This window comes from Pseudarthrobacter sp. NPDC058196 (assembly GCF_042882685.1).
Classification (GTDB): domain Bacteria; phylum Actinomycetota; class Actinomycetes; order Actinomycetales; family Micrococcaceae; genus Arthrobacter.
On sequence record NZ_JBHVVN010000002.1, the window covers coordinates 181,561 to 207,748 of the forward strand.

At 67.5% G+C, this 26,188-nt stretch carries 24 protein-coding genes, 1 tRNA gene and 1 riboswitch; of the genes, 24 read left to right on the top strand and 1 reads right to left on the bottom strand.

Annotated features, from left to right (window positions below):
• Window positions 1-314 precede the first annotated feature (314 nt).
• The 14 genes from ACFVVC_RS03560 to hisF all read left to right on the top strand — a co-directional run bounded on the left by ACFVVC_RS03560 (window position 315) and on the right by hisF (window position 11,606).
• A tRNA-Val gene (locus ACFVVC_RS03560) sits at window positions 315-386 on the top strand.
• Between the two features lie 104 nt (window positions 387-490).
• Window positions 491-1,351, top strand: coding sequence for a cytochrome (locus tag ACFVVC_RS03565; protein WP_387449283.1), 861 nt, complete (start codon window positions 491-493; stop codon window positions 1,349-1,351).
• A gap of 77 nt (window positions 1,352-1,428) precedes the next feature.
• On the top strand, window positions 1,429-2,019 hold the full coding sequence (def, locus tag ACFVVC_RS03570; RefSeq protein ID WP_387449286.1) for a peptide deformylase: 591 nt from the start codon (window positions 1,429-1,431) through the stop codon (window positions 2,017-2,019).
• The gene (fmt, locus tag ACFVVC_RS03575) at window positions 2,016-2,936 is read left to right on the top strand and encodes a methionyl-tRNA formyltransferase (RefSeq protein ID WP_387449289.1); all 921 of its coding nucleotides are present in this window, start codon (window positions 2,016-2,018) and stop codon (window positions 2,934-2,936) included. Before def ends, fmt begins: the two co-directional genes overlap by 4 nt.
• Window positions 2,933-4,564 (top strand): RsmB/NOP family class I SAM-dependent RNA methyltransferase, encoded by a 1,632-nt coding sequence (locus ACFVVC_RS03580; protein WP_387449293.1) that lies wholly within the window; start codon window positions 2,933-2,935, stop codon window positions 4,562-4,564. The genes fmt and ACFVVC_RS03580 overlap by 4 nt, the downstream gene beginning before the upstream one ends.
• 69 nt (window positions 4,565-4,633) lie before the next feature.
• Window positions 4,634-5,311: a ribulose-phosphate 3-epimerase gene (rpe, locus tag ACFVVC_RS03585; protein ID WP_387449297.1), complete on the top strand. Its 678-nt coding sequence runs from the start codon at window positions 4,634-4,636 to the stop codon at window positions 5,309-5,311.
• Window positions 5,312-5,350: 39 nt separating this feature from the next.
• A riboswitch (FMN riboswitch) is annotated at window positions 5,351-5,498 on the top strand.
• 170 nt (window positions 5,499-5,668) lie between these two features.
• Window positions 5,669-6,808: a bifunctional diaminohydroxyphosphoribosylaminopyrimidine deaminase/5-amino-6-(5-phosphoribosylamino)uracil reductase RibD gene (gene ribD / locus ACFVVC_RS03590; protein ID WP_387449299.1), complete on the top strand. Its 1,140-nt coding sequence runs from the start codon at window positions 5,669-5,671 to the stop codon at window positions 6,806-6,808.
• A complete protein-coding gene (locus tag ACFVVC_RS03595) occupies window positions 6,808-7,467 on the top strand; it encodes a riboflavin synthase (protein ID WP_387449301.1) in 660 nt (219 codons plus the stop codon). Before ribD ends, ACFVVC_RS03595 begins: the two co-directional genes overlap by 1 nt.
• Entirely contained in the window at window positions 7,464-8,216 is a 753-nt protein-coding gene (ribB, locus tag ACFVVC_RS03600) for a 3,4-dihydroxy-2-butanone-4-phosphate synthase (RefSeq protein ID WP_387449304.1), read from the top strand. Before ACFVVC_RS03595 ends, ribB begins: the two co-directional genes overlap by 4 nt.
• Window positions 8,213-8,947, top strand: a complete 735-nt coding sequence (gene ribA / locus ACFVVC_RS03605) for a GTP cyclohydrolase II (protein WP_387449307.1) — start codon at window positions 8,213-8,215, stop codon at window positions 8,945-8,947. Before ribB ends, ribA begins: the two co-directional genes overlap by 4 nt.
• Window positions 8,948-8,965: 18 nt before the next feature.
• On the top strand, window positions 8,966-9,451 hold the full coding sequence (gene ribH, locus ACFVVC_RS03610) for a 6,7-dimethyl-8-ribityllumazine synthase (protein WP_308931252.1): 486 nt from the start codon (window positions 8,966-8,968) through the stop codon (window positions 9,449-9,451).
• Between the two features lie 105 nt (window positions 9,452-9,556).
• The gene (locus tag ACFVVC_RS03615; RefSeq protein WP_009358176.1) at window positions 9,557-9,820 is read left to right on the top strand and encodes a phosphoribosyl-ATP diphosphatase; all 264 of its coding nucleotides are present in this window, start codon (window positions 9,557-9,559) and stop codon (window positions 9,818-9,820) included.
• 84 nt (window positions 9,821-9,904) lie between these two features.
• Complete coding sequence (hisG, locus tag ACFVVC_RS03620) at window positions 9,905-10,765, top strand: ATP phosphoribosyltransferase (RefSeq protein ID WP_387449312.1); 861 nt, start codon at window positions 9,905-9,907, stop codon at window positions 10,763-10,765.
• Between the two features lie 64 nt (window positions 10,766-10,829).
• Entirely contained in the window at window positions 10,830-11,606 is a 777-nt protein-coding gene (gene hisF / locus ACFVVC_RS03625; RefSeq protein ID WP_387449315.1) for an imidazole glycerol phosphate synthase subunit HisF, read from the top strand.
• A 10-nt stretch (window positions 11,607-11,616) separates the two neighbouring features.
• Here hisF and ACFVVC_RS03630 read toward each other — a convergent pair whose 3' ends face one another.
• Window positions 11,617-12,261 carry a TIGR03085 family metal-binding protein gene (locus tag ACFVVC_RS03630; protein WP_387449318.1) on the bottom strand — a complete coding sequence of 215 codons (645 nt, stop codon included), beginning with the start codon at window positions 12,259-12,261 and terminating at the stop codon, window positions 11,617-11,619.
• Between the two features lie 111 nt (window positions 12,262-12,372).
• Here ACFVVC_RS03630 and hisI point away from each other — a divergent pair, with 111 nt between their 5' ends.
• The 10 genes from hisI (at window position 12,373) to ACFVVC_RS03680 (ending at window position 26,133) form a co-directional block, all read left to right on the top strand.
• On the top strand, window positions 12,373-12,825 hold the full coding sequence (hisI, locus tag ACFVVC_RS03635; protein WP_387449321.1) for a phosphoribosyl-AMP cyclohydrolase: 453 nt from the start codon (window positions 12,373-12,375) through the stop codon (window positions 12,823-12,825).
• 114 nt (window positions 12,826-12,939) lie between these two features.
• Window positions 12,940-14,502, top strand: coding sequence for an anthranilate synthase component I (locus ACFVVC_RS03640; RefSeq protein WP_387449323.1), 1,563 nt, complete (start codon window positions 12,940-12,942; stop codon window positions 14,500-14,502).
• Entirely contained in the window at window positions 14,502-15,146 is a 645-nt protein-coding gene (locus ACFVVC_RS03645; protein ID WP_387449326.1) for a Trp biosynthesis-associated membrane protein, read from the top strand. Before ACFVVC_RS03640 ends, ACFVVC_RS03645 begins: the two co-directional genes overlap by 1 nt.
• A gap of 103 nt (window positions 15,147-15,249) precedes the next feature.
• A complete protein-coding gene (locus ACFVVC_RS03650) occupies window positions 15,250-15,537 on the top strand; it encodes an HGxxPAAW family protein (protein WP_387449329.1) in 288 nt (95 codons plus the stop codon).
• Window positions 15,537-16,358 carry an indole-3-glycerol phosphate synthase TrpC gene (gene trpC, locus ACFVVC_RS03655; protein WP_387449332.1) on the top strand — a complete coding sequence of 274 codons (822 nt, stop codon included), beginning with the start codon at window positions 15,537-15,539 and terminating at the stop codon, window positions 16,356-16,358. The genes ACFVVC_RS03650 and trpC overlap by 1 nt, the downstream gene beginning before the upstream one ends.
• A 122-nt stretch (window positions 16,359-16,480) precedes the next feature.
• A complete protein-coding gene (gene trpB / locus ACFVVC_RS03660; protein WP_387449335.1) occupies window positions 16,481-17,800 on the top strand; it encodes a tryptophan synthase subunit beta in 1,320 nt (439 codons plus the stop codon).
• Between the two features lie 11 nt (window positions 17,801-17,811).
• The gene (gene trpA / locus ACFVVC_RS03665; RefSeq protein WP_387449842.1) at window positions 17,812-18,624 is read left to right on the top strand and encodes a tryptophan synthase subunit alpha; all 813 of its coding nucleotides are present in this window, start codon (window positions 17,812-17,814) and stop codon (window positions 18,622-18,624) included.
• Between the two features lie 3 nt (window positions 18,625-18,627).
• A complete protein-coding gene (gene lgt / locus ACFVVC_RS03670; protein WP_387449338.1) occupies window positions 18,628-19,809 on the top strand; it encodes a prolipoprotein diacylglyceryl transferase in 1,182 nt (393 codons plus the stop codon).
• Window positions 19,810-20,069: 260 nt separating this feature from the next.
• Window positions 20,070-24,683, top strand: a complete 4,614-nt coding sequence (gene gltB / locus ACFVVC_RS03675) for a glutamate synthase large subunit (protein ID WP_387449341.1) — start codon at window positions 20,070-20,072, stop codon at window positions 24,681-24,683.
• Window positions 24,676-26,133 (top strand): glutamate synthase subunit beta, encoded by a 1,458-nt coding sequence (locus ACFVVC_RS03680; RefSeq protein ID WP_387449343.1) that lies wholly within the window; start codon window positions 24,676-24,678, stop codon window positions 26,131-26,133. Before gltB ends, ACFVVC_RS03680 begins: the two co-directional genes overlap by 8 nt.
• The last annotated feature ends 55 nt before the right edge of the window (window positions 26,134-26,188 follow it).

The window sequence follows — 26,188 nt, forward strand, 5'->3', positions numbered from 1 at the left end:
TCTCCAAATTGCCCCCGGCCGGTGATGGTCATGCGGCCCCACTTCCGCGTCATGACGCGGATTTTGCAACTTACAAGCGTGTAATTCGCAACGGCCGGAGCGGGCGGGAGCGGCTGCCCGGGCTGATCCGTTTGCAGCGAATACGGTCCGTTTGCCGCGAACGGGTTCCGCGGGCCGCCCGCTTCTTCGACCGGGACGTCCTTAGGCGGGCGGGAGGCAGTCCAGACCCCCACCCCGAACCCCGTGCATGGTTGCTGCTTCCAGGAGTCGATTTTTGAAATGGCCGGATGGTCGGCTAGCATTCAAATGCATCGGGGCGATTGGCGCAGTGGTAGCGCGCTTCGTTCACACCGAAGAGGTCACTGGTTCGAACCCAGTATCGCCCACCGCAGAGGTCCGTTTCCGCTCATACGCAGCGGAAACGGACCTTTTTTGTGTTCGGATCCAGCGTCCGGAGATTTTGTCGGCCCCCTGTGAAAGAGTCTTTTGTATGACTGATCCGCTTCTTGCCCACGCCACTGAATACGGCCGGATGTACGCACGGTCCACGTCTGAACAGTTCTCCGTGCCGTCCATCACCACCGTCATCAGCCAGCAGCCGCACGGCCTCGACGGCTGGTTCGGATACATGGGTGCGAGCAGCTTGGCCAACGACCCCCTGCTCGCAGATTGCCTGGGGAGCCCGGCGAAAATCAAGCAGGCCATCAACCGTGCGGCGAAGGCTGCCGAAACCTATCGGGACGACGCCGCCAGGCGGGGGGACCGGGTCCACAACTACTGCGAGCAGGTGGCGCTCCGCGCGCTGGGGCGCCCGCACACCATGAAGGAAGCCCGCGAGGCCCTGGCCGCCAACGGCGAAGAAGCCTTCGCGGTCCGCTTTGACGAGTGGTGGGAGCTCTTCCGGGTGGAACCTATCGCCCCGGAGATCACGGTCTGGAACAACACCGTGGGCTATGCAGGCACCCTTGACCTTGTGGCCCGGATTAACGGACGCGTCTGCCTGATCGACTACAAGACCAAGGGCACCACCCGCGACGGACTGGTCAAACCGCTCGATGACAAAGTGGTCATGCAGCTGGTCGCCGGCATGAAGGCGGAGGAAAGCCTGGTGGATGGGGAGGCCGGAACCTGGGAGCCCTGGAAATACGGCGACAACCCGGTCCTGCTGGCTGTCGCCATCGGTGAAACCGAGGTGCGTCCAGTGCGCGCCAATCCCGAAGTCCTCAAGCATCACTGGTGGAAGTTCTGTGCCTTGCGTCGGGTGTGGGAACTGTCCGCGGACACCCTCAGCGCCGGCACGGCGCTGCTGCCCATCGCCCCGCCGCCGCTGGCACAGGCCCGCACCGCCTAGGACGGAGCCGCGCCGCGGGGGACTGCGCCTAAACTGGACAGGTTCCCTTTGCCGCCAACCGTGAGGAATAACTGCGCATGGCTATCCTGAATATCCGCATCATCGGCGATCCCGTGCTCCGCACAGTGGCCGATCCCGTGACGGAATTCGGACCCGAGCTTGCCAAACTGGTCGCCGACATGACCGAAACCATGGAGGACGTGGAAGGTGCCGGCCTGGCCGCGCCGCAGGTCGGCGTCAGCAAGCGTGTTTTCACCTACCGCATCGACGGCGTGGAGGGCCACATCATCAACCCGGTGTTGGAGAACAGCGAGGATTACCAGCCGGACCATGTGGAGGGTTGCCTGTCCATCCCGGGGCTCGGCTTCCCGGTCCGCCGCTTCCGCGCCACCCGGGTATCCGGCGTCGACATGCACGGCACCCCGGTGACGGTCGACGCCGAGGGCATGCTGGCGCGGTGCTTCCAGCATGAAAACGACCACCTGGACGGCATCCTCTACACCGACCGGCTCGAGGGCGACGACCGGAAGGCAGCGCTGCGCTCCATCCGCAACGCCAATTACGACGCCGTCGCCGAACGCACCACGGCCAAGCGCGCCAAGAGCGTCGGGTCCAGCTTCGGCGGCACAAGTCTTGGTGCCCCAGGCAGCTTTGGCACCGTCGAATGAGGGTCCTCTTCGCCGGTACTCCGGCCGTCGCCGTTCCCTCGCTCGACGCCCTGGTCAACGCCGGTTTTGAGGTCGTCGCGGTCCTGACCCGCCCCGATGCGCCGCTGGGCCGCAAGCGCGTGCTGACGCCCTCCCCGGTTGCCCGGCGGGCATCCGAGCTCGGCATCGATATCATCCATGCGGCCAAGGTCGACGCCGACACCACCGCACGTATCTCGGCTGCCGCGCCGGACGTGGCAGCCATCGTCGCGTATGGCGGCCTGGTCCCGCCGGCCGCTTTGGCCGTGCCCCGCCACGGCTGGGTCAACCTGCACTTCTCGCTGCTGCCGGCCTGGCGCGGCGCGGCGCCGGTGCAGCGGGCCGTGATGGCCGGTGACGACCTCACCGGTGCCGTCACCTTCCGGCTTGAAGAAGGACTCGATACCGGTCCCGTCTTCGGCACCCTGACCGAGCCCGTGGGCGCCAATGACACCGCGGGCGACCTGCTCGAGCGGCTTTCACACAGCGGAGCGGTCCTGCTCGCGCAGACATTGTCGGCCATCGACGCCGGACAAGCCGTGCCGCAGCCCCAGACGGGCGATGTCACCCTCGCACCGAAGCTGACCTTGGACGACGGCCGCCTCATCTGGGGCCATCCGGCGCTTGCCATCAGCAGGCAGGCCCGTGGCGTCACCCCGGAGCCAGGAGCCTGGACCACGCTGAATGGCCAGCGGATCAAGCTTGAGCCCGTCCGGCTCCGGCCGGATATTGCCGGCCTTGCGCCGGGGTCGGTGTCCGTCCAAGGAAAAAGCGTCATGGTGGGAACGGGGTCGCACGCGGTGGAACTCACCCGGATCCAGCCCGCCGGCAAGAAAATGATGGCTGCCGCCGACTGGGCGCGCGGTATGGCTTCAGTGGAGGGCGTGGTGTTCGAATGAGCGGTTCCGGAGCAAACCCGGGCGGCCAGGGCAGGTCCGGAGGGCGGGGCAACGCCGGGCGAAACGGCCAGGGCGGCAGCAGTGGGTCCGCCGGCGGCGGACGAGGCAACGGCGGTCCCGGCGATGCCAGCCGGCGGAACGCCAAGGGACGGGAACGCAACCGTGGACCGCAACGGAGCTTCACCGGGCAGGCGCCGTCGCAGCGGACCCGACGCGCCGACCCCGCCCGGCTGGTGGCTTTCGAGGTGCTGCGCGCCGTCGCACAGGAAGATGCCTACGCCAACCTGGTGCTTCCCGCACGGATCCGGCATCACCACCTGGACAAACGGGACGCCGGCTTCGCCACCGAATTGAGCTACGGTGCCCTGCGCAGCCAAGGCACCTACGACGCCATCCTGGCCCGGTGCGTGGACAGGCCGCTCGACCAGCTTGATCCGGCCGTCCTGGATGCCCTCCGGATCGGCGTCCACCAGCTGCTGGCCATGAGGGTCCCGGCCCATGCGGCATTGGACCAGACCGTTGGGCTTGCCCGCGCTGTCATCGGTGCAGGCCCCTCGGCATTGATCAATGCAGTCCTGCGCAAGGTCACGGCCCGCACCCTTGATGAATGGTTGGACTTGCTGGTGGCGGGCGAAACCGACGAAACGAAGGTCGCTTCGCTGCGGTACGCCCATCCGGAGTGGATTGTCCGGGCCATGCGGCAATCGCTGGTGGCGCACGGCCGCCCGGCTGCAGAGATCAACACGCTGCTGGAAGCTGACAACGCCGCACCCGTGGTCAACCTGGTGGCGCTGCCCGGGCTCGGGAGCCTGGAGGAAGCCCTGGAAACCGGTGCCACCCCCGGCGAGCTGGTGGAGGGATCCGCGCTGTCCAGCGGCGGGGACCTGGGCCGCCTGTCCTCTGTCCGCGCCGGCACCACCCGCGTGCAGGACGTCGGTTCCCAATTGGTGGCCAGGGCGCTTGCCGGCGTCGACCTCGGCACGGCGGCGGAGGCCGCTGCCGTGCCAACCGCCGCGGCGGATGCTTCCCCGGAGGCGTGGCTCGACCTGTGCGCGGGGCCAGGCGGGAAAGCGGCACTGCTGGGCGCCCTGGCCCACCAGCGCGGCGCCACGCTCCTGGCGAACGAACCGGCGCCGCACCGGGCAAAGCTCGTGGGCCAGGCCCTGGCCGCCGTACCGCACGACAGCTGGCAGGTCCGCACCGGAGACGGCCGCGATGTCGGAACGGAGCAGCCCGGCGGTTTCGACCGCGTCCTCGTGGACGTGCCGTGCACGGGCCTGGGTGCGCTGCGCCGCCGTCCGGAGTCCCGGTGGCGGCGCTCACCCAAGGACATCGCAGACCTCGGCCCGCTGCAGCGCGAGCTGCTGGCCTCCGCGCTGGCAGCGGTGCGTCCCGGGGGAGTAGTGGCGTATGTGACCTGCTCGCCGCATCCGGCCGAAACCACCGCCGTCGTGGCTGACGCCATCCGCAAACGCGACGACCTTGAGCTCCTTGACGCCGGCGCCGCCCTGGACGCCGTCAGCCTGACCGGCAACCTCGGCGCCGGACACGAGCTGACGGCCCAGCTTTGGCCCCATGTCCACCACACCGACGCCATGTTCCTGGCCCTTATCAAAAAGAAATCCTGACCGGGAAGTTCCTGCCCCGGCGGGAACTTCTTCCGAACACACAAAGCACCTTCAGCGAAAGGCACATCCGTGGCGCAATGCTGCATCAACCCGAGCATCCTCTCCGCCGACTTCGTCAACCTTGAGGCCGAACTCCAGCGGATCAGCAATGCCGACGCCGTGCACGTGGACGTGATGGACAACCACTTCGTCCCCAACCTCACCCTCGGGCTGCCCGTCGTGCAGCGGATCCAGGCAGTCAGCCCCGTTCCGCTGGATGCGCACCTGATGATTGCCGATGCCGACCGCTGGGCACCTGGTTTTGCCGACGCCGGGCTCGCGTCGGTCACCTTCCACGCCGAGGCCTCGATCGCCCCCATCAAGCTCGCACGGGAACTGCGCAGCAGGGGAGCCAAGGCCGGGATGGCCTTGCGGCCCGCCACGGCGGTTGAACCGTACCTGGACATGCTGCCGGAACTGGACATGCTGCTGATCATGACCGTGGAGCCGGGCTTCGGCGGCCAGGCTTTCCTGGATATCACGCTGCCCAAAATCCGCAAGGCCCGGGAAGCGGTGGACGGTTCGGGACTGGGAGTGGCCATCCAGGTGGACGGCGGCATTTCTGAGAACACCATCGCCCGCGCCGCCGAGGCCGGCGCCAACGTCTTCGTGGCCGGCTCCGCGGTCTACGGTGCGAAGGATCCCGCCGCAGCCATCGAGCTGCTCCGTGCAAAGGGCAGCCGGACATTACGTGCGGCGACGGAATAACCGGCTGCCCCTGCCGGTTATGGCACAATAACAACACACATACGTGCTCCGGGGTCGGTGTAAGTCCGAACCGGCGGTGACAGTCCGCGACCCGCGAGCCGGTGCCCTTCCACGAGGACCCGGCAGACGGTTGAACCGGTGGAATTCCGGTACCGACAGTTAAAGTCTGGATGAGAGAAGCACGTACAGCTGTATCTGCGGGCCTTTGGGCTCCGCAGCGTTCTGCTGTCGTATATCCCCGGAGCCATCGCGGTTCGAGAGGGAAGGAACGACACGAATGAACCCCCAGCGATGGCTCTTAAACGCCGCAAGTCCTGCTGCTTCCACGGCAGGCACCAACTCCCCGACGGCCGCCGCATGAGCGGCGCAGCTGAACTGAAACCAGCCGCAGGAGTAGTCACTGCCTTCAGCCCCGATGAAATCCGGGCCATGGAGGAAGCTCTCGAGGCAGCCCTGCGCGGTCCGCGCGGCGCCAACCCCCTGGTCGGTGCCGTCGTCATCGGCCCCGACGGCCGCCACCTCGTCACCGGCCACCACCGCGGAGCCGGCACCGCCCACGCCGAAGCCGACGCAATAGCCCAAGCCACCGCCGTCGGCCTGGACCTCTCCGGCTGCACCATGGTGGTCACGCTCGAACCCTGCAACCACGTGGGCCGCACCGGGCCGTGCACGGAAGCGATTATCGCCGCGGGGATCACCGACGTGGTCTACGCCATCGACGACCCGCACGACCCCGCCGCCGGGGGAGCCGCCACCCTCCGCGACGCCGGGGTAAGTGTCCGCAGTGGCCTCGGCGCCGAGAAAGCGCTGGACCTGAACCGGCAATGGTTTGAGGCGGTCGCGGCTAAACGGCCCTTCGTCACGCTGCACATCGCACAGACCCTGGACGCCCGGATCGCCGCCGATGACGGCACCAGCCAGTGGATCTCCAGCCCGGAGTCGCTGGCAGACAACCACGGGATCCGCGGCCGCATCGACGCCATCCTGGTGGGCACGCAGACCGTGCTGGTGGACAACCCCCGCCTGACCGCCCGCAACCCCTCCGGTGGGCTGGCCGCCAAACAGCCCGTACGGGCCGTCATGGGGCTCCGGGACATTCCCGAGGACGCCGCAATCCGCGGCGACGACGGCCTGGCCACCCACCTGCCCACGCGCGACCCCGCCGAAGCCCTGTCCATGCTGTACGACGCCGGCTCCCGCCACATCATGGTGGAGGGCGGATCACGGATCCTCAGCTCGTTCCTCTCTGCCGGGCTCGTGGATGAACTGATCATGTATCTGGCCCCCACCCTGCTCGGCTCGGGCACCCCCGCCCTGGACGGGCTGGGCATCACCACCCTTGCCGATGCCCAGCAATGGGACTGGGACGAGTCCGACGGCGGCTCCGTGCGGACACTCGGCCGGGACCTGAGACTTCACCTAAGACCGCAACGGAGAGTTGCACTGGACCACCAACCAACCCGCGGTACCGCGGAGCAAGCCCAGGGAGGCCGCTGATGTTCACCGGAATTATTGCCGAGCAGGGGCAGGTGCTGTCCGTGGAGCGCGACGGCGACACCAGCGCCACCGTCCGGCTCCACGCACCCGGCTCCACGGAGGGCCTCGCACTTGGCGGGTCCATCGCCGTCAACGGGGTCTGCCTTACGGCCACCGCCATTGACGGCAAGGAGTTCAGCGTCGACGTCATGGGCGAGACCCTGGTCAGGAGCACCATCGGCGAACTCACCGCCGGCGACTCCGTCAACCTTGAACGCTGCGTCCCCGCCGGCGGCCGCCTGGACGGGCATGTGGTGCAAGGCCACGTGGACGGCGTGGGTGTCCTGCTGGAACGGGAAGCCCAGGGCAACTGGGAGCGGCTGCGCTTCGGCGTTCCCGCCAACCTGGCCCGCTACATTGCCGAAAAAGGCTCCATCGCCATCGATGGCGTCTCCCTCACGGTCACTGCCGTCAGCCCCGCTGCCGAGCAGGAACCCTGGTTCGAGGTGGGCCTCATTCCCACCACGCTGGCCGAGACCGGCCTGGGCACCAAGCACACCGGCAGCAGGGTGAACCTGGAAGTCGACGTGCTGGCCAAGTACACCGAACGGCTGCTGGCCTTCCGCGAACCGGCCTCCGCAGCCGGTGCCGGCGAGGCTGCCACTGGAGGTGCACGGTGAACGCCGCGGTACGCCTGGACACGCCCGTCGCCGGAGACCCGGCAACCGGCCAACCGGTGGCCCCGGCCCAAGGCCCGGGGAAAGGCCTGGACCCGATCGAGGACGCCGTGCGCGCCATGGCCGCCGGCAGGCCGGTGCTGGTGGTCGACAATGAGGACCGCGAGAACGAAGGCGACATCATCTTCGCGGCCCAGCACGCCACACCGGCGCTGATGGGCTGGACCATCCGCTTCAGTTCGGGCGTAATCTGCGTGCCGCTGACGGGTGCCCGGGCCGACGCCCTGGAGCTGCCCCCTATGACGGCCGTCAACCAGGACGCGAAGGGCACCGCCTACACGGTCTCCTGCGACGCGGCCACCGGCGTGAGCACCGGAATTTCCGCGACGGACCGTGCCTTGACGGCCCGCATCCTGGCGGACCCGCACGCCGTTCCGGCGTCCGTGACCCGTCCGGGGCATATTTTCCCGCTTCGTGCGGTTGAGGGTGGTGTGCGGGAACGCCAGGGCCACACCGAGGCCGCGGTGGACCTGTGCCGCCTTGCCGGCCTCGAGCCGGTCGGGGTGATTGCGGAAGTAGTGTACGACGACGGTGAAATGATGCGCCTGGACGGTCTCAGGACGTTTGCGGCGGACCATGGGTGCCCGCTGATCTCGATCGAGGACCTGGTGGCGTATCTTGAAGCCGGGGCCGGGGGAACCCAGCGCGAGGAAGTCCGGGTCACGCCGGGCGAAGAGAAGGAGAAGCCATGACGGCATCGGCAGCCAGAGACGACAGCCACCAGGACGGCCACAGGGACCACCACTCCGTACCCGGCGCCGGGACCTACCCCGTCAGCGGAGGTCCCGTTGTGCAACTGCCCACCGCCTTCGGCGACTTCGTGGCCCAGGCGTGGACCGACCTGCTCACCGGTGTTGAGCATCTGGCCGTCAGCTCGCCTGACGCGCCCACCGACGGCAAGGCCCCCCTGGTGCGGCTGCACTCCGAGTGCCTCACCGGCGACGTCTTCGGTTCCTACCGGTGCGACTGCGGGGAACAGCTCGCCTTCGCGCTGGAACTGATCCGGGACAATGGCGGCACGCTGCTCTACCTGCGCGGCCAGGAAGGCCGCGGCATCGGACTCGCGAACAAGATCAAGGCCTATGCGCTGCAGGAAGCGGGCTTCGACACCGTGGAAGCGAACGAACAGCTGGGCCTGCCTGTTGATGCGCGGTGCTACAAGGCCGCAGCCCAGATCCTCGCCGAAATGGGCCTGCACGAGGTCCGGCTGCTGAGCAACAACCCGGACAAGCAGAACAGGCTGGCCCAGGCGGGCGTCAAAGTGGTGGAAATGGTCCCCACCGAGGTTCCCTCCCGCGAACAGAACATCCGGTACCTGCGCACCAAGAAGGACCGGATGGAGCACCGGCTGCTCCTGGACACCGACGTGGCATCCGTGCCCGTCACAGCCCCCGAATCCCCCTACGACCACGAACAAGACTGAACGGAACACGACACACCCATGAGCGGACACGGCGCCCCCGACATTGACCTCAGCACCCTCAACCCGTCCGAGACTTCGCAGCTGAAGCTGGCCATCGTGGCAGCCAGCTGGCACACGCAGATCATGGACGGCCTCCTGGACGGCGCCCTGCGGGCCGCGAAGGACGCGGGTATCAGCGAACCCACCGTCCTGCGGGTTCCCGGCAGCTTCGAGCTGCCTGTGGCGGCCGCACGCCTGGCCCCGCATTTCGACGCCGTGGTGGCCCTCGGCGTCGTGATCCGCGGCGGCACGCCGCACTTTGACTACGTCTGCCAGGCCGCGACGTCGGGCCTCACCGACGTCAGCGTCTCCACCGGTGTCCCGGTGGGCTTCGGCGTGCTCACCTGCGACAACGAACAGCAGGGCCTGGACCGTGCCGGACTGCCGGGCTCCAAGGAAGACAAGGGCCACGAGGCCGTCACCGCTGCCCTCGCCACTGCCGTAGTCCTGAAGCAGTACGCGTAGGACCGGATCCAGCGCGGCGGGCGCGGTGTGTATTCGCTCACATCGCGCCCGTCATGGAACGGCCCGGGAAGCGCCCGTGCGGCCGCAGCAAGTAGGCTGGAGGGCGTGAAGAATTTCGAGACGCTGTTCGCTGAGCTCAGCGAGAAGGCAGCCACCCGTCCGGAAGGCTCCCGCACCGTCGCAGAATTGGAGTCCGGTGTTCACGGCATCGGCAAGAAAGTCGTTGAGGAAGCAGCCGAAGTATGGATGGCTGCCGAATATGAATCCGATGAAGCCGCGGCAGAGGAAATTTCCCAGCTTTTGTACCACCTGCAGGTTCTGATGCTCGCCAAAGGCCTGACCCTGGAAGACGTCTACAAGCATCTGTAGCCACCGGTCCGGCGCCTGCCGCCGGGCCCCCTGTGGCCTGCATTGCCTGAAAACCCAGACCTTCCACCCCAGAAAGAATTCCCCATGCTGCGAGTAGCCGTCCCCAACAAGGGCTCCCTGTCCGAAGCCGCCTCCGCCATGCTTTCCGAAGCCGGATACCGCCAGCGGCGCGACAGCCGCGAACTGGTCATGGTGGACCCGGACAACGACATCGAGTTCTTCTTCCTCCGCCCCCGCGATATCGCGGTCTATGTTGGCAGGGGAACGCTCGACGTCGGCATCACCGGCCGCGACCTGTTGCTGGACGCCGAGGTGGAAGCCGAAGAGCTGCTCCCGCTTGGATTCGCCGCCTCCACCTTCCGCTTTGCCGGTCCGGTGGGCGACTTCAGCTCCGCCGCCGAGCTCGAAGGCAAGCGCCTGGCCACCAGCTACGACGGACTGCTGCGCAACTACCTCGCCGAACGCGGCATCAACGCCAAGGTCGTCCGGCTCGACGGCGCCGTCGAGTCCTCCGTCCGGCTCGGCGTCGCGGACGCCATCGCCGACGTCGTGGAGACCGGCAACACCCTCAAGGCCGCCGGCATGGAAATTTTCGGCGATCCCATCCTGAAGTCCGAGGCCGTGCTGATCCGCCGCACAGGCAATGGCGGCGCCGCGAACGGCACCGCCAAGGAAATCGAGGTGCTCATCAGGCGCCTCCAGGGCGTCCTGGTGGCCCGCCAGTACGTGCTGATGGACTATGACATCCGCAAGGAGCTCGTCGAGAAGGCCGCCGGCCTGACCCCCGGCCTGGAATCGCCCACGGTTTCGCCGCTCCGGGACTCCGACTGGGTCGCCGTCCGGTCCATGGTTCCCAAGAAGGAAACCAACCGGATCATGGATGAACTGTACGACCTCGGCGCCCGCGCCATCCTGGTCAGCAGCATCCACGCCTGCCGTATCTGACGCCTCCGGCGCAGAGCACGGTCCAGGCCCCGTTCACCAGAACCGCAGCATTCCAGGAGCTTCCATGGCAGTAGCAGTACGGGTCATTCCCTGCCTCGACGTCGACGCCGGACGCGTCGTCAAGGGCGTCAACTTCGAGGGCCTCCGCGATGCCGGGGACCCCGTGGAACTGGCCCACCGGTACGACAAGGCGGGCGCCGACGAACTCACCTTCCTCGATGTCACGGCTTCTTCCGGGAACCGCGAGACCACATTCGATGTGGTCCGCCGGACCGCTGAGGAAGTGTTCATCCCGCTCACTGTCGGCGGCGGTGTCCGGGGTGTCGCCGAGGTGGACAAACTCCTTCGCTACGGTGCTGACAAGGCCTCGATCAACACCGCGGCCGTGGCCCGGCCGGACGTCATCGACGAAATCACGCGCCACTTCGGATCCCAGGTGCTCGTTCTGTCCGTCGACGCCCGCCGCACCCGCCCAGGGTCCCGGCCCACGCCGTCGGGATTCGAAGTGACCACCCACGGCGGCCGCACCGGCACCGGGATCGACGCCATCGCCTGGGCGAAGGAAGCCGCCGACCGCGGCGTGGGGGAGATCCTCCTCAACTCCATCGACGCCGACGGCACCAAGGACGGCTTCGACCTCGAGCTCATTAAGCTTGTCCGGGCCGCCGTCAGGGTGCCGATCATCGCCTCCGGCGGCGCAGGGGAGCCCGCCCACTTCCCGCCGGCGGTTGCTGCCGGCGCGGATGCCGTGCTCGCCGCGTCGATCTTCCACTGGGGCCCGGACGACATGATGTCCCAGGTCAAGGACGCCATCCGAGCGGCAGGCTTCGAAGTACGTTAACCCAACTGGGTCAAAGGCCCACTTCGGCGGACTGGAGGAGGGCGACGGCGTCGGGCTGGCCTTCGAAGGTGACGAGGGCGTGGCGCGTGCGGCCGTGGGCGTGCATCAGCAGTTCGCCCGGCTCACCGACGATGGCCACGGAGACCGGCGCCCGCTTGGCAACGTGCCGGGGACCGGACGGACGGACCAGCACGATGCCGAGGTCCACGCCGCGGTACAGGATGGCAGCACGCTTGACCAGTTCGTCCCAGAGCGCATCCGAGTACGCCTCGTCCAGGGCCCGTGGCGCCCACCGGTCCACCGCGCGGCGGACATCCTCGGTGTGTACGAAGTACTCGATCAGGTTGGCGCTTTCGTCCAAGGCCTTGATGCTCATTGGTGAGAGCGCCGGCGGACCGGCACGGAAGGTGTTGACCAGCCGGGCATAGTCCTCGGCAGTGGTCAGCTTGGCCGCAAGCTTGGCGGTGGCTTGGTCGGAGGCCTTGGCCAGGCGCTTGATGATCAAACCGAGCCCGACGGCGGCCTTGCGCTCCCGCAGGTAGAGGTGCGCGGCAAGGTCCCTGGTGCGCCAGCCCTTGCACAGTGTGGGCGCATCAGGGCCGGCCGCAAGCAGGGTCTCGGCCAGGACTTCTCGGGACGGTTCGACGAAATGCATCACTTGTGAAACTAGCACGAGAGCTGCGAAGTTGGGCAGCATCGCACCGCCCGGTGGCGTGCCGTTGTTCACATCGGGAGGGCGGCCGCCAAAGGCACTAGACTTGACCCGATGTCTGAGCAGCCAACCCCCGCCCCAACCGCCGGATCCAACGGATCCCAGGTACCGTCGTCGTCCGTTGAATCCGCCGGGGAAACACCCGCCGCCGGCCCGCTGCCCGAGGACGTGGCAGCAGCGCTCAAGCGCGACGCCGCCGGACTGGTGGCAGCGGTGGTCCAGCAGTTCGACACCAACGAGGTCCTGATGCTTGGTTGGATGGATGACGAGGCACTGCGCCGGACCATGACCACCGGACGCGTCACGTTCTACTCGCGGTCACGCCAGGAGTACTGGCGCAAGGGCGACACCTCCGGGCACGTCCAGTGGGTCAAGTCAGTTGCCATGGACTGCGACGGCGACGCACTGCTGGTGCGCGTCGACCAGGTCGGTGCCGCCTGCCATACCGGTACGCGGACCTGCTTCGACGGCAGGGACCTCAACGTCGTCACAGGCCAGGCAAGCTAGGCCGGACCGGCTGCCGGGCCACGGCGTCCCGGCCGGCCGCGGCCAACCCAGCAAGCACACTCAAGGAGTCCGGCACGGCCGGCCCTTTAGAAGAACAGGCGGACAAGCATAGCCATGCAGGACCTTGGAACCATCAGCCCAAGCCTTGAGGAATTCCGGGAACTCGCCGGCCACAGCCGCGTCATCCCCGTCAGGCTCAAGGTGCTGGCCGACGCCGAAACACCGATCGGCCTGTACCGCAAACTGGCGCAGGGCCAGCCCGGAACGTTCCTGATGGAATCCGCGGCCGTTGGCGGCGCCTGGTCCCGCTACTCCTTCATCGGTGCCCGGTCCCGCGCCACCCTGACCACGAAGGACGGACAAGCCCACTGGCTGGGCGAGCCGCCCGCCGGTGTTCCGGTCAGCGGCAGCCCCGTCGACGCCGTCCGCGACACCATCGACGCGCTGCGCACCGACCGCTTCGAGGGGCTCCCGCCTTTCACTTCCGGCCTGGTGGGGTTCCTGGGCTGGGAAACCGTCCGGCACTGGGAGCGGCTGGTCAGCCCGCCCGAGGACGACCTGCAGTTGCCGGAAATGGCCCTGAACCTGGTCACCGACATGGCCGTGCACGACAACGTTGACGGCACGGTCCTGCTCATTGCCAACGCCATCAACTTCGACAACAGCTCCGAGCGCGTGGACGAGGCCTGGCACGACGCCGTCGCGCGGGTGAAGGAACTCCTGGCCAAGATCAGCGCCCCCGTGCCGCAGCCGGTCTCCGTGCTGGAACCGGCGGCACTGGATTTTGCGTCCAGCGTCCAGGAACGCTGGGATGAGGCCGAGTACCTGGCCGCACTGGACCGCGGCAAGGAAGCCATCGTGGACGGCGAGGTTTTCCAGGTGGTGATCTCGCGCCGGTTCGAGATGGAATGCAAAGCCTCCGCGCTGGACGTGTACCGCGTGCTGCGGAACACCAACCCCAGCCCCTACATGTACATCTTCAGCCTGGCCGACGCCGAGGGCCGCGAGTATTCCATCGTCGGGTCTTCGCCCGAAGCCCTGGTCACGGTCACCGGTGAGGAAGTCATCACCCACCCGATCGCCGGATCCCGTCCCCGCGGGAAGACGGTGGAAGCGGACAAGGCCCTCGCCGAGGAACTGCTCGCCGACCAGAAGGAACGTGCCGAACACCTGATGCTGGTGGACCTCTCCCGCAACGACCTCTCCAAGGTCTGCGTGGCCGGCACCGTCGACGTCACCCAGTTCATGGAGGTTGAGCGTTTCAGCCACATCATGCACCTGGTGTCCACCGTGGTGGGCAGGCTCGCACCGCAGGCCAAGGCCTACGACGTCCTGAAGGCGACCTTCCCGGCCGGCACCCTCTCCGGCGCGCCCAAGCCCAGGGCGCTGCGCCTCCTGGACGAACTCGAACCGCACCGCCGCGGCATCTACGGCGGCGTGGTGGGCTACCTCGATTTCGCCGGCGACATGGACATGGCCATCGCCATCAGGTCCGCGCTGATCCGCGAAGGCCGGGCATACGTCCAGGCCGGCGGCGGCATCGTGGCTGATTCCGTGAACCCGACGGAGGCCCTCGAAACCGTCAACAAGGCCGCGGCCCCACTTCGTGCTGTCCATACGGCCGGCTCCCTGCACAACATCTCCGCGGAATCCCTTCCCGGCCGGACGGAGGCCTGATGGCTGACTCCGGGATGGCGGCCGGCAGCGCGGGCACAGCGGGCAAAGCCCGGAAGGCCAGGACCACGCCGGTATGGGCGCGCAAGTCCACGCTGGTCCTGCTGATCACACTCCTCGCCCTGGCCGCGTTCGGCACCACCACCCAGACGTGGATGACCGCCACCTTGGACCCCAACCAGGTAGGCGCCGCGCAAAGCGTCCTGCCCGTGCAGGGGAGCAAGGCGGCCACCACCGTCACGGCACTGGCCCTGGTGGCCCTGGCCGGCGGGCTTGCCGCCTCCATCGCCGGCAGGATCGCCCGGTGGGTGATCACTGCCATCATCGTCCTTGCCTCGGCGGGCGTCGTGACCGCGGCCGCCACCGTCCTTGCCGACCCGCTGGCAGCCGCGCAGGGAACCATTGCCACCGCGACCGGCGTCTCCGGCAGCCAGGCACACGTTGAACTCACCGCTTTCCCGGCGATAGCCGTCGTCGCCGGCTGCCTGCTGGCCCTGGGCGCATTGCTGATCATTCCCGCGTCGCGGCACTGGAAGGCGCGCACCAAATATGACGTACCTGTCGCGGCCGGGCAGGCCGCGACGGCCGGACCCGTGGACGAGATCGACAGCTGGGACCGGCTTTCCCGCGGCGACGACCCCACCTGAGGCCGGCCCCGGCGGCGCCGGAACCGGCGGGACGCCTGACGGTACGCGGGCGGCAGCCAAAAAATGGCAGAATGTAAGCAGTATCCATCCTGAGGAGATTTCCATGAGCAAAGCACCTGCGTCCGTTTCCACGCCCGGCACCCGCACGGTGGCCCCCGGGGCCATTGACCACAGCCAGGAACTTGGCCACGGCAACAGCCCGGCCGCCTGGACCTGCGTCATTGTCATGCTCGTCGGCGCACTCATCGCAGCCATCGCGTTCGTCATCGCCAGCACCCCCATCTTCATCGGCGGAGCCGTGGTCATGGTGATCGGATTGATCCTCGGTTACGTCATGCGCAAGGCAGGCTACGGCGTCGAAGGCAGCAAGCTGAAGAACTCCGGCCACTGATGGCAACTGTTCTCGACGACATCAACGCCGGTGTCCGGGAGGACATGGAGGCCAGGAAACGGCTCGTTTCGCTGGCTGAGCTGAAGGACCGGGCCCAGGCAGCCGTGCCCGCGCGCGATGCCTGGGCGGCACTCGGTGGCACCTCGCCAACCCGGGAACAGCTGAAAGTCATCGCGGAAATCAAGCGCCGCAGCCCCTCCAAGGGCGACCTCGCCAGCATTGGGGATCCGGCGTCGCTGGCCAGGCAGTACGCCGACGGCGGTGCCTCCGTCATCAGCGTCCTCACCGAACAGCGCCGCTTCAACGGTTCCCTCGCCGACCTCGACGCCGTGCGCGCCGCCGTCGAGGTTCCGCTGCTCCGCAAGGACTTCACGCTTGACGAGTACCAGATTTGGGAGGCCCGTGCCCACGGCGCCGACCTCATCCTCCTGATCGTTGCCGCGCTCTCCGACGCCCAGCTCACCGAGTTCAGTGCCCTCAGCGCCGAACTGGGCATGAACGTGCTCGTGGAGACCCACACGGAAGAGGAAATCGAGCGCGCCATGGCGGCCAACGCCCGGATCATCGGCGTCAACGTACGCAATTTGAAGACGCTCGACGTCGACCGTTCAGTCTTCGCCTCATTGGCGGGCCTGATCCCCGGCGAAGCCGTGGTGGTCGCCGAATCGGGCGTCCGCGACGCCGATGACGTCACGCATTACGCCGCAAGCGGCGCCAACGCCATACTGGTGGGCGAGGCGCTGGTGAGCCACGCGACTCCCCGGGAACGGATCGCCGAATTCACTGCCGCGGGTGCCGCCGCGATCGCCGCGCGCCGCTGACGGCAGCCGGCACACCCTGCATTGCGGAGCCGGTCCGTACCGGCCACGCAATGCCTGCAACCATCCGGCCCAGGCCGGAACAGCTCACTTTTGACCGATCAATTTGGAACAGGACGGGACTGATGGCCGACGCACCCTCAGGGAACGCTGAGAACAACACCGCGGAAGCATTCCTGCAGGGCGGATCCCTCCGCCACGCGCCGGGGCCGTACTTCGGCAGCTACGGTGGCCGGTGGATGCCCGAGTCCCTGATCGCCGCCCTGGATGAACTTGAGGAAACCTTCAATAAGGCGAAGGACGATCCCGAATTCCGGGCCCAGATAGCCGACCTGAACAAGAACTACTCCGGCCGGCCGTCGCTGCTGACCGAAGCCAAGCGGTTCGCCCAGCATGCCGGGGGAGTGCGGGTGTTCCTCAAGCGCGAGGACCTCAACCACACGGGTTCGCACAAGATCAACAACGTCCTGGGCCAGGCGCTGCTCGCCAAGCGGATGGGCAAGACCCGGATCATCGCCGAAACCGGCGCCGGCCAGCACGGCGTGGCCAGTGCCACCGCGGCTGCCCTCTTGGGGCTGGAGTGCGTGGTGTACATGGGAGCCGAGGACTGCCGCCGCCAGGCGCTGAACGTTGCCCGGATGGAGCTCCTGGGTGCCAAGGTCATCCCGGTCACCAGCGGATCACAGACCCTCAAGGACGCCATCAACGACGCCCTCCGGGACTGGGTGGCCAATGTCGCCAACACCCACTACCTGCTCGGGACAGCGGCCGGGGCCCACCCGTTCCCCGCCATGGTCCGCTACTTCCACGAGGTCATCGGGGAGGAAGCCCGCGCCCAGATCCTGGAGCAGGAGGGCCGGCTCCCCGACGCCGTCTGCGCCTGCATCGGCGGCGGTTCCAACGCCATTGGCATCTTCCACGGCTTCCTGGATGACCCTTCCGTCAAGATCTACGGCTTCGAGGCCGGGGGCGACGGCGTGGAGACCGGCCGGCACGCCGCCACCATTTCGTTGGGCAAACCTGGCGTCCTGCACGGCGCCCGCTCGTACCTGATGCAGGACGACGACGGGCAGACCATCGAATCGCACTCCATCTCCGCCGGCCTGGACTACCCCGGGGTCGGCCCGGAACACTCCTACCTTTCGGACATCGGACGGGTCAGCTATGAACCCATCACAGATACCGAAGCCATGGAAGCCTTCCGCCTCCTGTGCCGCACCGAAGGCATCATTCCCGCCATCGAGTCCGCGCATGCGCTGGCCGGCGCCATCAAGGTGGGCCAGCGGCTTGCCGCCGAAGACCCCGCCAACGCGGCGGAGAAGATCATCATCGTGAACCTCTCCGGCCGGGGCGATAAGGACGTGGCCACCGCCGCCGAATGGTTTGACCTGCTGGACAAAGATTCCGCCGAATCGGAAATCGGCAAAGAGGGGGAGCAGCTGTGAACAGCGCAGAGATGACCAGCAAGTCGGCGGCCGCCATTGACCGGGCCCAAGCCCAGGGCCGCTCGGCACTGATCGGGTACCTCCCCGCCGGTTACCCCAGCGTCGAGGACACCATCGCCGCCGGCATCGCCCTGGCGGAGAACGGCGCGGATCTGATCGAGATCGGCATCCCCTATTCCGACCCCGTCATGGACGGCCAGGTCATCCAGGCCGCCACCACCGAGGCACTGGCCAACGGCTTCCACGTCAAGCAGGTCTTCGACGTCGTCGCCGGCATCACCAGCAAGACCGACGCCGCCGTCCTGGTCATGACCTACTGGAACCCCGTGGTCCGCATGGGAGTGGACGAATTCTCCCGCCGCCTTGCCGAGGCCGGGGGAGCCGGGCTCATCACGCCGGACCTGATTCCGGACGAGGCTGCCGAGTGGATGGCAGCGTCGGACAAGTACGGCCTGGACCGGGTGTTCCTGGTTGCCCCGTCCTCCACCGCCGAGCGCATGCAGCGCACCGTGGATGCAAGCCGCGGGTTCGTCTACGCCGTTTCCATCATGGGCGTCACCGGTGCCCGCACGTCCGTCAGCACCGCCGCCAAAGACGTGGTTGCCGCCGCGCACGACGCCGGAGCAGAGCGCGTCTGCGTGGGCCTTGGAGTTTCCACCGCGGACCAGGTCCGCGAGATCGCCGCCTACGCCGAAGGCGTCATTGTGGGCACCGCGCTGGTCGCTGCCCTCCGCGACGGGGGAGTGGACGCCGTCGCCGCCCTCACCAAGGACCTCAGCACCGGCCTGGCGCCGGAAGCCGGCCACACCACGGACGGGGCCTAACCCATGCAGGCACTGATCCAGGCAGCCGCCCTGGCACCCGCACTGGTGCCGGGCAGCATCCCCAGCCCCAGCTGGTCCGGGTTCGACATCCCCCTGCCGTGGGGCAGCCTGCGGATCCACGCCTATGCGCTGTGCATCCTGGCCGGGATCGTGGTTGGCCTGTGGCTGACCTCCGTCCGCTGGGCCAAGCGCGGGGCCCCCGAAGGCAGCGTCTGGGACATCGTCATCTGGGCCATTCCCTTCGGCATCATCGGCGGGCGCCTCTACCACGTGGTGTCGTCCCCCGATGCCTACTTCGGGCCCGGCTTCAACGGCACCGGCGACCTCTCGCTGATCCCGCAGATCCAGCGCGGCGGCCTCGGAATCTGGGGCGCGGTGGTCCTGGGAGCCGTCGGTGCCTGGATCGGGTGCCGCCGCAGCGGGGTCAAGCTCAGCGCCTTCGTCGACGCCGCCGCGCCAGGCCTGCTCCTGGCCCAGGCCCTGGGCCGGTGGGGCAACTACTTCAACCAAGAGCTCTTCGGCGGCCCCACCACGCTTCCGTGGGGGCTGCAGATCGACGCCAACAACCCGAACTTCCCGGCCGGCATGCCTGCAGATACCCTCTTCCACCCCACGTTCCTCTACGAATCGCTCTGGAACGTCGCAGGGGTACTCATCCTGCTCGCCCTGGACCGGCGGTTCCACTTCCGCCGGAGCCGCCTCTTCTGGCTGTACGCCATGTACTACACCCTGGGCCGCGTCTGGATCGAACTGCTGCGCATCGACGACGCCGAACAGATCAACATCCTCGGTATCACCACCCGGCTCAACGTGTGGACCAGCATCTTCGTCTTCGTGGCGGCCTTGGTTGCCTTCCTCATGCTGGGCCTCAAGGGCCGGCCGGAGCCGGACACCGTGTACCTGACCGGGCGCGAACCGGACGGCGTAGCCGCGGGCGAAACGGCAGTGGCCGGGGCAGCCGGCGACGACGACCAGGAAGTCCGTGATCCGGACACTGTTGTCTCAGATAGTGATTCGCGTGGTAATCTCCCTGATAACCAAAGCGGTTCCCGGCATGCTTCCGACCCCACGGAAGAACCCGCGGCGGCTCCGGCAGGCTCCAAGCCTGGCACGGATGCCACGGCTTCCGGAACTTCCGGCAGCACAGCCACAGGACCCGCATCGGAGGCCGGCGCCGGTAAGTAGGAAGCCGGCCAGGCAGGGCAGCAGAGCCACCGCTCGAAGGGCCCGAAACCACAATGTCGTGGCATGGGGCCCGTCCTGGCAGCAAAGAGATGCTGCCGGATGCAGCCCCGGGCAGGTGCCTGCGTAACCGTTAGTTCAGCAGGCTGCGCTGACCTACAATTTCCAGTAATCAACACTTTGTTGTGCCCTTGCAACGGCGCCGACGAGTGGGGCCAACGGTGTCCCTTCCATACGCACGATCAGGAGGAAGGACGTCTCCCATGACCCAAACTCTTAACACTCCCAGCTGGTCCGAACCGGACCAGCCTGAGACTGCACTCTCGCCGTTCAAGCGCTTCGCCGCCATGCCGGAGGCTGCCGGGCTATACAACCCGGAGCAGGAGAAGGACGCGTGCGGCCTCGCCATCATCGCGACCCTGCGCGGCGAGCCCGGATACGACATCGTCGATGCCGCACTGACTGCCCTGCGCAACCTTGAACACCGCGGCGCCGTGGGTGCCGACGAGGGAACGGGCGACGGCGCGGGCCTGCTCATGCAGATCCCCGACGAGTTCTTCCGGGCGGTCACCGAGTTCGAGCTGCCGGCCCCCGGCCTGTACGTGGCGGGCACGGCCTTCCTGCCTGCCGAGCAGCGTGAAGCCAACGCCGCCAAGGCAGGCATCGAGGGCCTCGCCGCCGATGAAGGCCTGAAGGTCCTCGGTTGGCGCGAGGTGCCGGTTGTCGCGGACCTCGTGGGCGCCATGGCCCGCGCCTGCATGCCCTACTTCTCCCAGCCCTTCCTGGCCTCGGCCACCGGTGAAGAACTGGACCGCAACGAACTGGACTCCCGCGCCTGGCGGATCCGCAAGCGCGCCCAGAACAAGTTCGGCGTCTACTTCCCCTCGCTGTCCTCGCGGACCATCGTCTACAAGGGCATGCTGACCACCGCGCAGCTGGAGCCCTTCTACCCGGACCTTTCGGACAAGCGCTTCAAGACCAAGCTGGCGATCGTCCACTCACGCTTCTCCACGAACACCTTCCCGTCCTGGCCCCTGGCCCAGCCGTTCCGCACCATCGCCCACAACGGTGAAATCAACACCGTCAAGGGCAACCGGAACTGGATGCGTGCCCGCCAGTCACAGTTGGCCAACCCGCTGCTGGGCGACTCTCCCGAAGAGCTGTACCCCATCTGCACCCCGGGTGCGTCGGACTCCGCCTCGTTTGACGAGGTCGCCGAGCTGCTCTGGCTCTCCGGCCGCCCCATCACGCACTCGATCATGATGATGATCCCCGAGGCGTGGGAGAACCACGCCACCATGGATCCGGCACGGCGCGCGTTCTACGAGTACCACTCGCTGCTGATGGAACCGTGGGACGGCCCTGCCGCCGTCTCCTTCACCGACGGCAACCTGGTGGGTGCCACCCTGGACCGCAACGGGCTGCGCCCCGGCCGCTTCTGGATCACCGAAGACGGCCTGATCGTCTTCGCCTCCGAGGTGGGCGTGATCGACGTCGAGCCCTCCAAGGTGGTCAAGAAGGGCCGTGTCTCCCCGGGCAAGATGTTCCTGGTGGACACCGAGGCCGGCCGCATCATCGACGACGAAGAGGTCAAGGCCGAAGTCGCCGCAGCCAACCCGTGGGCCGAGTGGGTCAAGGACAACCTGATCGACCTCAACGAGCTGCCCGAGCGCGAGCACGTGGTCCACACTGCCGCGTCCGTGAACATCCGCCAGCGCACCTTCGGCTACACCACCGAGGAACTGAAGATCCTGCTGGGTCCGATGGCCCGCACCGGCGCCGAGCCGCTCGGCGCCATGGGCTCCGATACCCCGGTTGCCGTGCTGTCCAAGCGCCCCCGCCTGCTGTTCGACTACTTCGTTCAGTCCTTCGCGCAGGTCACCAACCCGCCGCTGGACGCCATCCGCGAAGAACTGGTCACCTCCCTGACCTGCGCCATCGGCCCCAACGGCAACCTGCTGGACACCAAGCAGGTGCGCCAGCCCCAGGTCCAGCTGCCCTTCCCGGTGATCAACAACGACCAGCTCGCCAAGATCGCCAACATCGAAAGCCCCGACGGCGACCGCGTGGCCATGAAGGTCCGCGGCCTCTACCGCCCCGAGGGCGGCGAGAACGCGCTCCGCGCCCGGCTCACCGAAATCTGCGAGCAGGTCTCCGGCGCCATCAACCGCGGTGTCCAGTACATCGTGCTGTCAGACCGCGACTCCAACGCCCAGTGGGCGCCCATTCCGTCGCTGCTGCTGGTCAGTGCCGTGCACCACCACCTGCTGCGCAGCGCCAACCGCACCAAGACCGCCCTGGTGGTCGAGGCCGGCGACGTCCGCGAAACCCACCACGTGGCAGTCCTGATCGGATACGGCGCCTCCGCCGTCAACCCGTACCTTGCCATGGAATCCGTGGAGCAGCTCATCGCCGCCGGGGACGTCACCGGGGTGACCCCGCAGGACGGCGTCTACAACCTGATCAAGGGCCTCGGCAAGGGCGTCCTGAAGATCATGTCCAAGATGGGCATCTCCACTGTGGCTTCCTACACCGGCGCCCAAACGTTCGAGGCCCTGGGCCTTGGACAGGAACTCGTGGATGAATTCTTTGCCGGCACGCACTCCCAGCTGGGCGGCGTGGGCCTGGACGTTATCGCTGCCGAAGTTTCCGCACGCCACCAGATGGCGTACCCGGAAGGCGGCATCGAACAGCCGCACCGGCCCTTGCTGGGCGGCGGCGAATACCAGTGGCGCCGCGACGGCGAACCGCACCTTTTCAACCCTGAGACCGTCTTCCGGCTGCAGCACGCCACCCGTGAGCGGCGGTACGACATCTTCAAGGCCTACACCAAGGGCGTGGACGACCAGTCCACCAACCTGATGACCCTCCGCGGGCTGCTCAAGTTCAAGAACGAGCGTCCGGCCGTTCCGCTCGAGGAAGTGGAGCCGGTTTCCAGCATTGTCAAGCGGTTCTCCACCGGAGCCATGAGCTACGGCTCCATCTCCCAGGAGGCCCACGAGACGCTGGCCATCGCCATGAACCAGCTGGGCGGCAAGTCCAACACCGGCGAAGGCGGCGAGGACGTTGACCGCCTGCTCGACCCCAAGCGCCGCTCCGCGGTCAAGCAGATCGCCTCCGGCCGTTTCGGCGTCACCAGCCTGTACCTGACCAACGCCGACGACATCCAGATCAAGATGGCCCAGGGTGCCAAGCCCGGTGAAGGCGGCCAGCTGATGGCGCAGAAGGTCTACCCGTGGGTGGCCCGCACCCGCCACTCAACCCCCGGCGTCGGACTCATCTCTCCGCCCCCGCACCACGACATCTACTCGATCGAGGACCTCGCGCAGCTGATCTACGATGCCAAGCGCGCCAACCCGTCCGCACGGGTGCACGTGAAGCTCGTGTCCGAAGTGGGGATCGGCACCGTGGCGTCCGGCGTGACCAAGGCGAAGGCCGACGTCGTACTGGTGTCCGGGCACGACGGCGGAACCGGCGCCTCGCCGCTGAACTCGCTCAAGCACGCCGGCGTCCCCTGGGAGCTTGGCCTGGCCGAGACCCAGCAGACCCTGATGCTCAACGGCCTGCGCGACCGCGTGGTGGTCCAGGTTGACGGCCAGCTCAAGACCGGTCGCGACGTGGTCATCGCCGCGCTGCTGGGCGGCGAGGAATTCGGCTTCGCCACCGCCCCGCTCGTGGTGGAAGGCTGCATCATGATGCGCGTCTGCCACCTGGACACCTGCCCGGTAGGCGTTGCCACCCAGAACCCCGAGCTTCGTGCCCGCTTCAGCGGCAAGCCGGAGTTCGTGGTCAACTTCTTCGAGTTCCTGGCTGAGGAAGTCCGTGAAATCCTGGCCGAGCTTGGCTTCCGGAGCCTCGAAGAGGCCATTGGCCACGCCGAGGTCCTGGATGCCCGCGAGGCGGTCAACCACTGGAAGGCCGACGGCCTGGACCTGGACCCGATCCTGCACGGCCTGGAGTTCGACGACGACGCGCCGCTGCGGAACATGACCGGCCAGAACCATGAGCTGGACAAGCACTTCGACCAGCGGCTGATCACCATGGCCACCGAGGCGCTGACGGACCGCAGCCCCGTGAAGATCAACGTGGACGTCATCAATACCGACCGTTCCGTGGGTACCATGCTCGGCCACGTCGTTACCAAGACCTACGGCACCGACGTACTGGCCACGGACACGATCGACATCACGCTGAACGGCACTGCCGGCCAGTCGCTGGGCGCCTTCCTGCCGGCCGGCATCACCCTGAGGTTGTTCGGCGACTCGAACGACTACGTGGGCAAGGGCCTGTCCGGCGGCCGGATCATCGTCCGCCCGGACCGTACCAACGTCTTCAAGGCGGAGACCAATGTCATCGCCGGCAACGTCATCGGCTACGGCGCCACCAGTGGTGAAATGTTCCTGCGCGGCCAGGTGGGCGAACGCTTCCTGGTCCGCAACTCCGGTGCGACGGCCGTCGTCGAAGGCATCGGGGACCACGGCTGCGAGTACATGACCGGCGGCCAGACGCTGATCCTGGGACGCACCGGACGCAACTTCGGCGCGGGCATGTCAGGCGGCACCGCCTACGTGCTGGACCTGCGCACCACCCGCGTCAATAAGCAGGCCCTCGAGTCCGGCGAGCTGCAGCTGCGCGAGCTCGACGCCGAGGACCGCGACATTGTCCATGGGCTGCTGGTGAAGCACATCGAGGAAACCGACTCCCAGTTGGCGGCGCGGCTCCTCGAAAACTTCGATGACACCGCTGCCCGCATTACCAAGGTGCTGCCGCGCGACTACGCGGCCGTGCTGCAAACCCGTCTTGACGCCATCGAAGAGGGCCTTGACCCCGACGGCGAAGAAGTATGGTCTCGAATCCTGGAGGTGACCGGTGGCTGATCCACGCGGATTTCTGAAAGTACGCCAGCGTGAAACCCAGCCGCGCCGTCCCGTTCCCGTGCGCATCATGGACTGGAAGGAAGTTTACGAGGCGCAGGAGAAAGGCGTCCTGAAGGCGCAGGCCGGACGCTGCATGGACTGCGGCGTTCCGTTCTGCCACCAAGGCTGCCCCCTGGGGAACCTCATTCCCGAGTGGAACGACCTCATGTGGCGGGACAAGGGCGAGGAAGCGATTGAGCGGCTGCACGCCACCAACAACTTCCCCGAGTTCACCGGCAGGCTGTGCCCCGCCCCCTGCGAGGCCTCCTGCGTCCTGGGGATCAACCAGCCCGCCGTCACCATCAAGCAGGTTGAAGTTTCCATCATCGACGAGGCGTTCGAGAACGGCTGGGTCAACCCGCTGCCGCCGGCGCGCCTGACCGGCAAGACCGTCGCGGTGGTAGGGTCCGGGCCGGCAGGCCTGGCCGTCGCCCAGCAGCTGACCCGTGTGGGCCACACCGTTGCTGTCTACGAACGGGACGACAAGATCGGCGGCCTGCTGCGCTACGGCATCCCCGATTTCAAGATGGAAAAAGAGCAGGTGGACCGCCGCGTCGAACAGATGAAGGCCGAAGGCACCCGCTTCCGGACCGGCGTGGCCGTGGGGACCGACGTGACCTGGGAGCAGCTGCGCAGGCGCTACGACGCCGTCGTGGTCTGCACCGGTGCCACCGTCCCGCGGGACCTGCCCATCCCGGGCCGGGACCTTGAAGGCGTCCACTTCGCCATGGACTACCTGGTGCCCGCCAACCGCGTGGTGGCCGGAGAAACCATCGACAACCAGATCCACGCCAACGGCAAGCACGTGGTCATCCTTGGCGGCGGCGACACCGGAGCCGACTGCCTCGGCACCGCCCACCGGCACGGCGCAGCGTCCGTCACCACCTTGGCGATCGGCAAGCAGCCGCCGGCGGAACGTGCCAGCCACCAGCCGTGGCCCACGTTCCCCAACCTCTTCGAAGTGGCCAGCGCCCACGAGGAAGGCGGCGAACGCACCTACCTCGCGTCCACCGTGGAATTCGTTGGCGAAAACGGCAAGCTCACCGGCGTCAAGGTGGCCGAAACCGAATTCGTCGACGGCAAGCGCCTCCCCAAGGCGGGCACCGAGCGGATCATTCCCGCAGACCTGGTGTTCCTGTCCCTGGGTTTCACCGGAGCCGAACCGGCCGGGATCACCGACCAGGTGCACGCCGACTTCGACGGCCGCGGCAACGTGGCCCGCGACGGTTACTACATGACCAACACCGAAGGTGTCTTCGTTGCCGGTGACGCCGGCCGCGGGCAGTCCCTGATCGTGTGGGCCATCGCCGAGGGCCGTGCCGCCGCCGCAGCCGTTGACAAGTACCTGATGGGAAGCACCATCCTTCCCGCTCCCGTCGCGCCGACGGACCGCGCCATCGCCGTCCTCTAGGGGTGCATCGAGGGTTCACCTCGCCGACAACTTAACCAATGCAAGAGACCAATAG